Origin of the sequence: Microbulbifer sp. YPW16 (assembly GCF_021290385.1) — a bacterium.
GTDB lineage: Bacteria > Pseudomonadota > Gammaproteobacteria > Pseudomonadales > Cellvibrionaceae > Microbulbifer > Microbulbifer zhoushanensis.
Genome location: NZ_CP089928.1, coordinates 657,421 through 670,998, shown reverse-complemented (window position 1 = coordinate 670,998; position 13,578 = coordinate 657,421). Strand labels below are relative to the sequence as shown.

Annotated in this window: 9 protein-coding genes and 1 tRNA gene; all 10 read left to right on the top strand. The window is 59.9% G+C overall.

Features of this window, described 5'->3' with window-relative positions:
- Positions 1–4 precede the first annotated feature (4 nt).
- Positions 5–1,861: a beta-ketoacyl synthase gene (locus LVE68_RS02920; protein WP_232942895.1), complete on the top strand. Its 1,857-nt coding sequence runs from the start codon at positions 5–7 to the stop codon at positions 1,859–1,861.
- Between the two features lie 60 nt (positions 1,862–1,921).
- Positions 1,922–2,512: a cupin domain-containing protein gene (locus LVE68_RS02915; protein WP_232942894.1), complete on the top strand. Its 591-nt coding sequence runs from the start codon at positions 1,922–1,924 to the stop codon at positions 2,510–2,512.
- A gap of 248 nt (positions 2,513–2,760) precedes the next feature.
- Positions 2,761–4,917: a fatty acid oxidation complex subunit alpha FadB gene (gene fadB, locus LVE68_RS02910; RefSeq protein WP_232942893.1), complete on the top strand. Its 2,157-nt coding sequence runs from the start codon at positions 2,761–2,763 to the stop codon at positions 4,915–4,917.
- An 11-nt stretch (positions 4,918–4,928) separates the two neighbouring features.
- Complete coding sequence (gene fadA, locus LVE68_RS02905) at positions 4,929–6,104, top strand: acetyl-CoA C-acyltransferase FadA (RefSeq protein ID WP_232942892.1); 1,176 nt, start codon at positions 4,929–4,931, stop codon at positions 6,102–6,104.
- A 193-nt stretch (positions 6,105–6,297) separates the two neighbouring features.
- Positions 6,298–6,382 (top strand) — tRNA-Leu (locus LVE68_RS02900).
- A 191-nt stretch (positions 6,383–6,573) separates the two neighbouring features.
- Positions 6,574–7,887: a trigger factor gene (gene tig, locus LVE68_RS02895; RefSeq protein ID WP_232942891.1), complete on the top strand. Its 1,314-nt coding sequence runs from the start codon at positions 6,574–6,576 to the stop codon at positions 7,885–7,887.
- Positions 7,888–8,070: 183 nt separating this feature from the next.
- Positions 8,071–8,712, top strand: a complete 642-nt coding sequence (gene clpP, locus LVE68_RS02890; RefSeq protein ID WP_232942890.1) for an ATP-dependent Clp endopeptidase proteolytic subunit ClpP — start codon at positions 8,071–8,073, stop codon at positions 8,710–8,712.
- 152 nt (positions 8,713–8,864) lie between these two features.
- Positions 8,865–10,154, top strand: coding sequence for an ATP-dependent Clp protease ATP-binding subunit ClpX (clpX, locus tag LVE68_RS02885; protein WP_232942889.1), 1,290 nt, complete (start codon positions 8,865–8,867; stop codon positions 10,152–10,154).
- Between the two features lie 392 nt (positions 10,155–10,546).
- Complete coding sequence (gene lon, locus LVE68_RS02880; protein ID WP_232942888.1) at positions 10,547–12,952, top strand: endopeptidase La; 2,406 nt, start codon at positions 10,547–10,549, stop codon at positions 12,950–12,952.
- A 254-nt stretch (positions 12,953–13,206) separates the two neighbouring features.
- A complete protein-coding gene (locus LVE68_RS02875; RefSeq protein WP_010132873.1) occupies positions 13,207–13,479 on the top strand; it encodes an HU family DNA-binding protein in 273 nt (90 codons plus the stop codon).
- Positions 13,480–13,578: the final 99 nt, after the last annotated feature.

Sequence of the window (13,578 nt, the reverse complement as noted above, 5' to 3'; positions counted from 1 at the left end):
AAGGATGCAGCGCCTACCCGTCATCACCGCATTTGGCGGTTTCAACCCCGCCGGACGCAGTTCCTTTCACCGGGGCTATCACCGCCTGGTGCTCGACAGCCTGGGAGCGGCGGAGCGCGCCGATACCCTGGCGGACCTCGCCGCATTGATGGGCCTGCGCCAGGGCGAGGAAGCCGGGCAGCCCGTCGATGCTGCACTGGAGCGGCGCGTGCTGGACGGCACCCTGGTGCGGGAGCTGGAGCAGCGCTTCTACGACTACCGCAAGTGCCACTATCACCAGCCGGCAGAGCTCAGCAACACCGAGGGTTTCACCTTCGAGATGACGGCCCGCCAGCTGCCGGACCCGTTGCCGGAAGATTGGCAGGTTGAGTCCCTGGGCGAGGGCAGGGTGCGGGTCCACTGCAGCGGGCTGTCAGTGATGCTGGACAGTTACCGGGAGATCCCGGTGGCTTCGGCGGGGCAATTGCCCACCGGTTTTGAACCCTCCCGGGAATATAACTCCAGATTCCATCCCCGCGGCCTGCAGCTTGCGATCCTTGGCGCCTCCGATGCGGTGCAGTCCCTGGGAATCGACTGGGATACGGTGGTGTCCGCGGCGGGTCCCGACAAAATCTCGGTCTACGCCAGTTCCGCCATGAGCCAGCTTGACCCCTACGGTAATGGCGGCCTGTTGCAATCCCGCTTGCGCGGCACACGGGTAAGCTCGAAGCAGCTGGCGCTGGGCCTGACCAGTATGCCTGCTGACTTTGTAAACGCGTACGTGCTGGGTAGTGTGGGTACGACCGGCGCGGTTGCCGGTGCCTGCGCCACCTATCTCTACAACCTGCGTGCGGCAGTGGAGGATATTCGCCACGGGCGTGCACGCGTGGCCGTGGTGGGTGCCGCCGAGGCCCCGTTGGTGCCCGAGGTGGTGGATGGCTACACCACCATGGGGGCGCTGGCCAATGTCGACGGGCTGCGGAAGCTGTTCCCGGGGGAAATCGACTACCGTCGCGCGAGCCGGCCGTTCGGGGAAAACTGCGGTTTTACCCTCGGTGAGGGCAGCCAGTGGGCGATACTGATGGATGATGAGCTGGCCCTGGAGCTGGGTGCCAGTATCCACGGTGCAGTGGCCAACGTATTCGTCAACGCGGATGGCACCAAAAAATCCATTTCCGCCCCCGGGCCCGGTAATTACCTCACGGTAGCCCGTGCACTGGCGGAAACCCGGGCAATTGTTGGCGAGGAGAGCCTGCGCCGGCGCAGCTTTGTCCAGGCCCATGGATCCAGCACGCCGCAGAACCGCGTCACCGAGTCCGCTATTTTCGACCGGGTAGCCGGCGCTTTCGGCATTGAAGGCTGGCCGGTATGCGCGGTCAAGGCATACCTGGGGCACACAGTGGCCGCCGCCAGTGGCGACCAGCTGATCACCAGCCTGGGTATGTTCAGGCGGGGCATCCTGCCCGGGATCACCACCATCGACAGGGTGGCGGATGATGTCCATCACCAGCACCTGGATATCTCACTGGAGCACCGCGAACGGGCGCCGGAATCCCTGGATGTCGCTTTCCTCAACTCCAAGGGCTTCGGCGGCAACAATGCCACGGCGAGCGTGCTCGCCCCGCACCTGGTGGAGAAAATGCTGGCCCGGCGGCACGGGGAGAAAGCCCTGTCCGCGGCTCGCCAGCGCAATGAGGCAGTGCAGGAGCGGGCGATGGAATACGACCGCCGCGCTTCCCGGGGCGACCTGAATGCGATTTACCGTTTCGGCGAGGGGCTGGTGGACGAGAGTGCCATCGAGGTGTCTGCGGAGCGCATGACCCTGCCGGGCCTGGAGCCCGTAGAGCTCCCTGCTGACAATCCTTTTGATGATATGTGCTAAAGCCTGTTGCTGCCGGTTGCGAATGGCGTAGACTGATCCCACGCAACAGGCAGGTGGCTTATGGCGGAAAGCGAACCGGCGGTAAAGCCGCCGGACCTCAAGGATGGAGATGACGTCGGCTCGCGACTCAAGGCCGTGCGCAGTATGCATGGCTGGTCCCAGCGGGAGCTTGCCAAGCGGGCTGGCGTCACCAATGCCACAATCTCCCTGATCGAGCAGAATCGGGTAAGCCCCTCAGTGGGCTCGCTCAAGAAGGTGCTCGACAGCATCCCCATGTCGCTGGCGGAATTCTTTACGCTGCAGTTCGACGACTCCTCCCAGGTTTTTTTTCGTGCCGATGAAATGCCGGACATGGGTACCGGTGTGATCCAGTACCGGTTGGTGGGCGCGGGGATCCAGGGGCGCGAAATGTCCATTCTCTACGAGGTGTACCCGCCGGGCGAGGACACCGGTCCGGAGATGCTGAGCCATGCGGGCGAGGAGGGCGGGGTCATCGTATCCGGCCAACTGGAGGTAACGGTGGGCGCCGAGGTTGCCGTCCTGGGGCCCGGGGACGGCTACTATTTCAGCAGTCGCAGGCCGCACCGTTTTCGCAATCCCGGGGACTGCGACTGTATTCTCGTCACTGCCAATTCACCGCCCAGTGTCTGATCGGTCTCGCCATTGGCGCCGGTGCCTTTTGCCAGCGTCGATACTGGTTGGTGAATTTCTGAACTCTGATACTTGTGGGGCCATCCAATTTGTAAGAAATGGTATTCAAACGAATGTTTGAATCTGGCTATACTAGGGCTGGCTGACCGAAATGGAGTGAGGCGTCACTGCCTGGCGTACGCTTCACCCGGTCACAGAAAAACTTCGACCCCGGGCCGACCCGTGCCCTGAATCCAAGAGGTCAATCAATGTTATTTAAAGGCAAAGCGCTAACTGTGCAGATGCTGGACAACGGCATCGCCGAGCTCAACTTCAATCTTGAAGGGGAGTCTGTCAACAAATTCAATCGCCAGACTGTGGGGGAGCTCTCCGAAGCGCTGGACGCGATTGAGGCGGCGGACGGCCTGAAAGGCGTGCTGCTCACCAGTGGCAAGGGTGTATTCATCGTCGGTGCCGATATCACCGAATTTGGCGGCGCTTTCTCGGCCGGCCCGGAAGGCATCGCCGACCTGATGAACAAGAACAACGAGAACTTCAACCGCCTGGAGGACCTGGGTGTGCCCACCGTGGTGGCCATCAACGGTTTCGCCCTGGGCGGTGGTTTTGAGGTTTGCCTGGCGTGTGATTACCGGGTTATGGGTGACCAGGGCAAGGTTGGCCTGCCGGAAGTCAAGCTGGGCCTGATCCCGGGTTGGGGTGGCACCGTGCGCCTGCCGCGCGTGGTAGGTGTGGATGTTGCGGCCGAGTGGATCGCTGCCGGCAAGGAACAGAAACCGAATGCGGCCCTCACCGCCCACGCCGTGGATGCGGTGGTTGCCAATGACCAGCTCAAAGACGCTGCGCTCAAGCTGCTGGGTCGCGCCATTGACGGCGAGCTGGATTACCAGGCGCGCCGCGAGATCAAGAAATCGCCCATCCCCCTGAATGACACCGAGGCCATGATGGCCTTCTTCACCACCAAGGCTTTTGTTGGTGCGCAGGCCGGACGCAACTACCCCTCACCGGTGAAGGCGGTTGAGTCCATCGAGCAGGGCTACAAGGTGGACCGCGATGAGGCCCTGAAGATTGAGCAGCAGAAGTTCATCGAGTGCGCCCAGACCGATACCGCCGAATCGCTGGTGAACCTGTTCCTGAATGACCAGAAGATTGGCAAGGTTGCCAAGGGCTGGGAAAAGAAAGCCGATAAGAAGATTGAGCGCGCCGCCGTGCTCGGTGCCGGCATCATGGGAGGCGGTATCGCCTACCAGTCTGCCTACAAGGGCACGCCGATCAAGATGAAGGACATCGAGCAAAAGGGCATCGACCTGGGCCTGAAAGAGGCCAACAAGCTGTTGACCAAGCTCGTCGACCGCGGACGCATGACGCCGGCAAAAATGGGCGAGACCCTCAACCGCATCGAGCCGACCCTGAGCTACGACGGCTTCGACGACGTCGACGTAGTGGTCGAGGCAGTAGTGGAAAAGCTGAAGGTCAAGCACTCGGTGCTGTCCGAGGTGGAAGGCAAGGTCAGTGACGACACCGTGATCGCTTCCAACACTTCGACCATTTCCATCGACAAGCTGGCCGAAGCCCTGAAGCGCCCGGAAAACTTCCTCGGCATGCACTTCTTCAACCCGGTGCACAAGATGCCGCTGGTGGAGGTGATTCGGGGTGAGAAGACCTCTGACAACGCCATTGCCCGCGTGGTGGCGTTCGCCAACAAGATGGGCAAGAAGCCGATTGTAGTGCGTGACTGCCCCGGGTTCCTGGTGAACCGTGTCCTGTTCCCGTACTTTGCCGGCTTCTCCATGCTGGTCCGCGACGGTGCCGACTTCCAGGAAGTCGACAAGGTCATGGAGCGCTGGGGTTGGCCGATGGGTCCGGCCTACCTGATGGATGTGGTTGGCATCGATACCGGTGTCCATGCCGAGGAAGTGATGGCAGAAGGTTTCCCGGAGCGCATGGGCAAAACCTTCAAAGCTGCATCCGATGTCATGTACGAGGCCGGGCGCTACGGCCAGAAAAATGACAAGGGCTTCTACAACTACGAAGAAGACAAGAAGGGCAAGCCCAAGAAGGTGGCTACCGATGAGGCCTACGAGCTGCTCAAGCCGCATGTGGCCGAGCGCCGCGAGTTCGACAAGGACGAGATCATCGAGCGCATGATGGTCCCCATGGCTACCGAGCTGGCCCGTTGCCTGGAAGAAGGCATTGTGGATTCACCGGCCGAGGCCGATATGGCGTTGATCTACGGCATCGGCTTCCCGCCCTTCCGCGGTGGCATCTTTGCCTGGCTGGACAAGGTCGGTATGGATGAATTCGTGAAGATGGCAGACAAGTACGCCGAGCTGGGTGAGCTGTACAAGCCCACTGAGCGCATGCGCGAAATGGCCGCCAACGGCACTACTTACTACGGCGACAAGTGAGGAGAGTTTCGATGAGTTTAGATCCCAGAGATGCCGTAATTGTCGATTACGCCCGTACGGCCATGGGCCGTTCCAAGAATGGCGTTTACCGCAATGTGCGCGCGGACGATATGTCCGCGGAGCTGCTGAAGAAATTCCTGCAGCGCAACGAGAAACTGGATCCGGCTGAGATTGATGACCTGATCTGGGGCTGCGTGATGCAGCGTGATGAGCAGGGCTTCAACGTGGCTCGCTTTATCCTGCTGCGTGCCGGCCTGCCGCACACAATTCCGGCGCAGACCGTGAACCGCCTGTGCGGATCCTCCATGTCCTCACTGCACACTGCTGCCGCCAATATCCGTGCCGGCGTAGGCGATGTATATGTGGTTGGTGGTGTCGAGCATATGGGCCACCTCAATATGATGGAGCATGTCAGCCCCAACCCGATGCTGGGTCGCCATATGGCCAAGGCTGCCGGCTCCATGGGCATGACCGCCGAATACCTGGCGATGATGCACGGTATTCAGCGCCAGCAGATGGATGAATTCGGGGCCCGTTCGCACCAGCGCGCTGCCGCTGCCACCAAGGAAGGCAAGTTCAACAGGGAGATCATCGCCATCGAGGGGCACGACGAGGACGGCGTACCCTTCCTGGTGGAGACTGACCAGACCATCCGCCCGGATACCACGGCGGAGGGGCTGGCGCAGCTCAAGCCGGCGTTCGATCCCAAGCATGGCCAGGTGACCGCCGGTACTTCCTCGCAGATTACCGATGGCGCATCCGTCATGCTGGTAATGTCCGCCGAGCGCGCCAAGGCGCTGGGGCTGGAGCCTATTGCCAAGGTGCGCGAAATGACCCTGGCGGGCGTTGATCCCTCCATTATGGGATACGGGCCGGTGCCTTCCACCAAGAAAGCGCTGAAGCAGGCGGGCCTCACTATCGACGACATCGACAAGGTGGAGTTGAATGAGGCCTTCGCGGCACAGGCTCTGCCGGTGCTGAAGGACCTGGACCTGCTGGACAAGATGGACGACAAGGTCAATCTGTATGGTGGCGCCATCGCCCTGGGTCACCCGTTTGGCTGCTCCGGGGTGCGGATCACCGGTACGCTGTTGTCCGTGATGCAGAACGAGGGTGGTAACCTGGGTGTGTCGACCATGTGTATTGGTCTGGGCCAGGGCATCACCACGATCGTCGAGCGGGTCTGATAGATCCAGCCAGACGTAGAGAGGGCGCCTTCGGGCGCCCTTTCTGCATGTGGGGGCTGCGTGGCGGCCCGGCGAGGCCCCAATTTGTTGAAGCGCCCCGGTGGCTGTGGCACAATCTGCTCCCCCTGTCGCGGGGCCCTCGGGTCAATGCAGTAAAATGCATATATATCAATGAGTTAGCGGCAGTGGCCACGGGGACGTGGTGGAATTGGTAGACACGCCAGATTTAGGTTCTGGTGCCGCAAGGTGTGGGAGTTCAAGTCTCCCCGTCCCCACCAAGCAATGTTAAGCGCAGTCCGTTTGCCGGCCCTGGATCAGTGGCGAGGCGCGGGCTGTTTGTATTTGGCGTATACCGGGCCCGGTGCTCCCATGCTCCGGCCCGCGCCTGAGAGAGGTCGACCGGGTGAGCCCGGCGGCCATCACGAGCTGGCGCTGCGGCGCGACTACAGAGAGTCTCACGAGGATTAAGATGCAGGTTTCCATCGAAACAACTTCCGGCCTGGAGCGTCGTCTGACCGTCAACCTGCCGGCGGAAGTCGTCGATAAAGAAGTGGATAAACGTCTCCAGCAGGCGGCCAAAACCGTACGTATGAACGGTTTCCGCAAGGGCAAAGTGCCGATGAAAGTTGTTCGCCAGCGCTACGGTGCCGGTGTGCGCCAGGAAGTCCTGGGTGAGGTGATGAGCCGCTCTTTCTACGAGGCAGTGCAGCAGGAGCAGGTTAAGCCTGCCGGCCAGCCGAGCATCGAAGCCAAGCAGACCGCACCGGGTGAGAACCTGGAGTACGTGGCGACCTTCGAAGTCTACCCGGAAGTGGAGCTGGCTGACCTGGCCGAGATCACTGTCGAGCGTCCGGTAGCCGAAGTGACCGACAAAGATGTCGACAACATGATCGACGTACTGCGCAAGCAGCAGTCCGGCTGGAAGGAAACCAAGCGCAAGGCCCAGAAGGGCGACCGCGTTGTGATCGATTTCGTCGGTCGCAAGGACGGCGAGGAGTTCGAGGGCGGCAAGGGCGAGGATCACCAGCTGGTGCTGGGATCCGGCCAGATGATCCCGGGCTTCGAGGACGGCATCCTGGGCATGAAGCCCGGTGAAGAGAAAGAGATTGAGGTCACTTTCCCGGAAGACTACCAGGCGGAAGAGCTGCGCGGTGCTGAAGCGACCTTCACCATCAAGGTGAAGTCCTCCGAGAAGCCGGAGCTGCCGGAGCTGGATGAAGAGTTCTTCAAGGCCTACGGCGTCGAGGAAGGCGGCGAAGAGAAGTTCCGCGAGGAAGTGCGCAACAATATGGAGCGCGAGCTGAAGAACGCGGCTCTGAACAAGGTCAAGACCCAGGTAATGGACCAGCTGGCCGAGAAGCATGAGGTGGAGATCCCGGCTGCTCTGATCGCTGGCGAGGTACAGACCCTGCGCAACCAGATGGTTCAGCAGTTCGGTGGCCAGATCAAGGCTGAAGACGCGCAGAAGATGCTGCCGGATGCCATGTTCGAGGACCAGGCCAAGCGTCGCGTGGTGCTGGGCCTGGTAGTCGGTGAGATCGTCAAGCAGAATGAGCTGAACGTCGATGCCGATCGCGTGAAGGCCAAGGTGGAAGAGCTGGCCTCTACCTACCAGCAGCCCGAGGAAGTGGTCGAATACTACTTCAGCAACCGCGAGCTGCTGTCTGGTGTCGAGTCTGTCGTCCTGGAAGACCAGGTAGTGGACTTCGTCCTGGACAAGGCCAAGGTCGAGGAAGTGAAGAGCTCCTACGACGATGTGATCAAGCCCCAGCAGCAGGGCTGATCGACCCCTTTACCGGTGGTCGCATCTCGCGACCACCGGCTCCCTCCTTCCCCTTTTTCACCGACTGGCTTTCTTGCGCCCGACCGGTTAAGCTCAGAAAAACCCGATTTTCAGTGGCTGGTGGATTTCCCGCGCCAGTTGCGCATCTCGCCTTACACGCCAAAAAAGGAAGCGACGGTATTTATGGCACGTTTTGATAATTCCCATTCCGCGATTGAACCTTCAGCCTCCGGCCTGGTGCCGATGGTGGTAGAGCAGACTGCCCGCGGTGAGCGTTCCTTCGATATTTATTCCCGTCTTTTGAAGGAGCGGGTGATCTTTCTCGTGGGTCCCGTGGAAGACCACATGGCGAACCTGGTGGTGGCGCAGCTGCTTTTCCTGGAAGCGGAAAACCCCGACAAGGACATTCACCTCTACATCAATTCGCCGGGGGGATCGGTGACTGCAGGCCTGTCGATCTACGACACCATGCAGTTCATCAAGCCCGATGTGAGCACCATGTGCATCGGCCAGGCCTGCAGCATGGGGGCTTTCCTGCTGGCATCTGGCGCCACCGGCAAGCGCTTTGCGACTCCCAATTCGCGGGTAATGATCCACCAGCCCAGTGGCGGTGCCCAGGGGCAGGCCAGCGACATCCATATTCACGCGCAGGAAATCCTCAAGATTCGCCAGCGCCTGAACGAACTGATGGCGCACCATTCTGGCCGCAGCATCGACGAGATAGAGCGCGATACCGAGCGCGACAAGTTCCTGAGCGCGGATGAGGCCAGTGAGTACGGCCTGGTGGACGATGTCCTGTCCCGCCGCCAGGGGCTCGAAAAGTAGGGGTGACCGGGCGGCCGGCGATCTGGTCCGCCTTATCGTCCGTATTCCCGAATGACAAAAGGCTTGAAAAACGCGCCGAAAGGCAGCATCTTGCTATAGAACCACGTTAGAAGCCGGGTCACCGGCTGGCCGACTGAGCACGGAGTATTTTGATGACCGACCAGAGCAGTGGAGAAGACAACGGTAAACTGCTGTACTGTTCATTCTGCGGTAAGAGCCAGCAGGAAGTACGCAAGCTGATCGCGGGACCGTCTGTCTTTATCTGCGACGAATGTGTCGAACTTTGCACCGATATCATCCGTGAAGAGGTGCAGGAGAGTTCGGAAGGCCCCGAGGGTCGCCTGCCTACGCCCAAGGAGATCACCGAGATCCTCGACCAGTACGTCATTGGTCAGGAGCGCGCCAAGCGCGTGCTGGCGGTCGCGGTTTACAACCATTACAAGCGTCTCCGCAGCAAATCCGGGGTGAAGGGCAAGGACGAGGTTGAGCTGAGCAAGTCCAACATCCTGCTCGTGGGCCCCACCGGTAGCGGTAAGACCCTGCTGGCCGAGACCCTGGCCCGCCTGCTCAACGTGCCATTCACCATTGCCGATGCGACGACCCTGACCGAAGCCGGCTATGTCGGTGAGGACGTGGAAAATATTATCCAGAAGCTGTTGCAGAAATGCGACTACGACGTGGAGAAGGCGCAGCAGGGCATCGTTTACATCGATGAGATCGACAAGATCTCGCGCAAGTCTGACAACCCGTCGATCACCCGTGATGTTTCCGGTGAGGGCGTACAGCAGGCCCTGCTCAAGCTGATCGAGGGTACCGTGGCGTCAGTTCCGCCGCAGGGTGGCCGCAAGCACCCGCAGCAGGAGTTCCTGCAGGTGGATACCGGTAACATCCTGTTCATCTGTGGCGGCGCATTCGCGGGTCTCGACAAAGTGATTCGTGACCGCTCTGAGAAGGGTGGTATCGGTTTCAGTGCCGAGGTCAAATCCAAGGACAGCAACAGCAACTTCGGTGAAATACTGCTCGACCTGGAACCCGAGGACCTGGTGCGTTATGGCCTGATCCCCGAGTTCGTAGGTCGCCTGCCAGTCACCGCGACGCTGGAAGAGCTTGATGGCCCGGCGCTGGTGCAGATCCTGACCGAGCCCCGCAATGCCCTGACCAAACAGTATTCGAAGCTGTTCGAGATGGAAGGGGTGGAGCTCGACTTCCGGCCCGACGCCCTGGACGCGGTCGCCGCCAAGGCCATGGAGCGCAAGACTGGCGCCCGTGGATTGCGCTCGATCATGGAGTCCGTTTTGCTCGAAACCATGTATGACATTCCATCAATGGACAATGTCGCCAAGGTGGTAATCGACGAAGCGGTCATCAAGGGAGAATCCGCGCCACTGCTGGTGTACGAGAGCAACGAATCCACTTCACAGAAGGCGGCACCGGAAGAGTAACCGGTGCCGCAAGCCGAAAAGCCCCGTCCGGGGCTTTTTTTATGCCCGCTCGATTTGTGTGGTTAATTGATCCTGTCAGTACTGCAGTCCGTATCCCGACAAGTGGCTGCTGCGCGAGCAGGGTGGGTGGAATGACGCGAGGAGTTTTGCGGCCTGTGGGGAAGGGTGAGATATATTCCCGTTAATCGGCAACTATCCCTATATTATTAACGGTCAGGGCAAGCTGGTGGGCAGCCGGGAGTGGCTGGGGGAAATTTCCCCGTGACCGGCCCTTGTAATGTGGCCAACTTTACCCCATCTCTAGCCTATCCCGCTGAAAGGCGGACCAAGTTTTGCGTTGCAGCCATCCGTGGCGCGACTGAATAGCCAGTGATCGGGCCGAGAGGAGTTCTATGGATCAGCCATCCGACACCAAACAAGAGTTTCCGCTGCTGCCGCTGCGCGATGTTGTCGTCTATCCGCACATGGTGATTCCGCTGTTTGTGGGCAGGGAAAAATCTATCGATGCGCTGGAAGAAGCCATGCGCACCGACAAGCAGGTGCTGCTGGTCGCCCAGCGCCAGGCATCCGAGGATGATCCAGGCGCCGAAGACGTTTACCGCGTCGGCACTGTGGCGAGCGTGCTGCAGCTCCTCAAGTTGCCCGATGGTACCGTCAAGGTGCTGGTAGAGGGCAGTCACCGTGTCAATATCCTCGACATCACCGAGGGAGATGGGCACTACCGCGCCAGCGTAGAGACGCTTGAGACCGAGGAACTGCCGGAAGCGGAGGCGGAAGCCCTGGTTCGCTCTGCCATGGGGCAGTTTGAGCAGTACGTCTCGGTCAGCAAGAAGGTTCCGAATGAGGTAATCACCTCCCTGTCTGGAATTGACGAGCCAGGCCGGCTTGCCGACACCATTGCAGCGCATATGTCGCTGGAGTTGGGGCAGAAGCAGGAATTGCTGGAGACGTCCAGTGTGAAGGAGCGGTTGGAAACCCTCCTGGGCCTGATGGATTCCGAGATCGACCTGATCCAGGTAGAGAAGCGGATCCGTGGCCGCGTCAAAAAGCAGATGGAGAAGAGCCAGCGCGAGTACTACCTGAATGAGCAGATGAAGGCCATTCAGAAGGAGCTTGGCGAAATCACGGAAGAGCCGAACGAGATCGAGGAACTCGAACACAAGATTGCCGAGTCTGGCATGAGCGCGGAAGCGGAGAAGAAGACCCGCGCCGAGCTGGCAAAGTTGAAGATGATGTCGCCGATGTCGGCCGAGGCTTCGGTACTGCGCAGTTATATCGACTGGATGCTGAGCGTACCGTGGAAAAAGGCCAGCCGTGTCCGCCATGACCTTAAGAAGGCCGAAGAAATCCTGGACAAGGATCACTACGGTCTCGAGGAAGTAAAAGAGCGTATCCTCGAGTATCTCGCGGTGCAAAAGCGGGTCAAGAAAGTGAAGGGGCCAATCCTGTGCCTGGTGGGCCCGCCCGGGGTAGGTAAAACCTCGCTGGGTCAGTCAGTTGCCCGCGCCACCAATCGCAAATATATACGCATGGCATTGGGTGGGGTGCGCGATGAAGCGGAAATCCGTGGCCACCGCCGCACTTATATCGGGTCGCTTCCCGGTAAGCTGATCCAGAAAATTTCCAAGGTCGGGGTGAAAAACCCGCTGTTCCTCCTCGACGAGGTGGACAAGATGGGTATGGACCAGCGTGGCGACCCGGCGTCGGCACTGCTGGAGGTTTTGGATCCGGAACAGAACAAGACCTTCAATGACCATTACCTGGAGGTTGATTACGACCTGTCCGATGTCATGTTCGTCTGTACGTCCAACTCCATGAACATCCCCGGGCCGTTGCTCGACCGTATGGAGGTTATCCGGCTGCCCGGCTACACCGAGGACGAAAAGCTTAATATTGCCCAGCGCTACCTGGTGCCGAAGCAGCGCAAGGCCAATGGCCTGAAGGAAGACGAGTTGCAGCTGTCGGACGACACTGTAAAGGACATCATCCGTTACTACACCCGTGAGGCGGGTGTGCGCGGACTGGACCGGGAGATCGCGAAAATCTGCCGCAAGATCGTCACCGAGCATGTGCGGAAATCCACCACCAGCAAGGCAGTAGTACAGCCGGAGGAGCTGGAAGACCTGCTGGGCGTGCGTAAGTACGACTTTGGCCGGGCGGAAGAGGAAAACAAAATTGGCCAGGTTACCGGCCTGGCATGGACGGAGGTCGGTGGTGAGCTGCTCACCATTGAATCCTCTGCAGTGCAGGGCAAGGGTCGCGTAATCAAGACCGGCTCCCTCGGTGATGTGATGCAGGAGTCCATCCAGGCAGCACTGACAGTGGTCCGGGCCCGCGCGCAGTCACTGGGTATCGCGCCGGACTTTAACGAGACGCGCGACCTCCATATCCATGTGCCTGAGGGGGCCACACCGAAAGATGGGCCGTCAGCGGGTATTGCGATGTGTACGGCGGTGGCTTCGGTACTGACAGGTATCCCGGTTCGATCCGATGTGGCCATGACCGGCGAAATTACCCTTCGCGGTGAAGTGTTGCGAATCGGCGGGCTGAAGGAAAAGCTGCTTGCCGCCCGTCGCGGTGGTATCCGGACGGTATTGATACCGGCGGATAACGAGCGGGACCTCAAGGACATCCCAGACAATATCCTCGAGGACCTGGTGATCAAGCCGGTCAAGTGGATCGACCAGGTGCTGGACCTGGCCCTGGAGCACAAGCCCCAGTCCCTGACCGATGAGGAGTACTCAGCACTGCAGAAGCGCGCCGAGGAGCGTTCCCAGCGCCAGGTACAGACGCACTAAAAAATGTTCGCGAGGTGGCGCCTGAAGCCACCTCCGCGTTCGCTTAAAAAATAATCTGACTGCAGTTCAGTCGCCCCATTTTCATACCCAACTGCCCTGAAACCCGCGTGATTCCTTGACCCGCTATCGGGCAGTTGGTATAACACGTGGCTTATTGATCGGCGCGCAAATCGCCGATAGCCAAGGCTCGAACGCAGAGGGATCCCGGCATGGGGTCCCCGATACATATCTAGAAAAGAACAGAGGGATTAAGCGTGAATAAGTCCGAACTGATTGAAGCAATTGCCGCATCTGCAGATATTCCGAAGGCAGCAGCTGGACGTGCTCTGGACGCGATGGTAGACAGCATCACTGACGCCCTGAAGAAAGGCGATCAGGTTGCACTGGTAGGTTTCGGCACTTTCGCCGTTAAAGAGCGTGCTGCACGCACCGGCCGCAACCCGCGCACCGGCGACCCGATCGAAATCGCCGCTGCCAAAATCCCGAACTTCAAGGCCGGCAAAGCCCTGAAGGACGCAGTAAACTAAGAGGCCTGGGACCCCAGAGGTTCACAGCTTCAAGGAGGCGTATCGCTGGGATGCGCCTTTTTTGTTTCTGATTCATATAAATTTCACAGAGTTATTTTT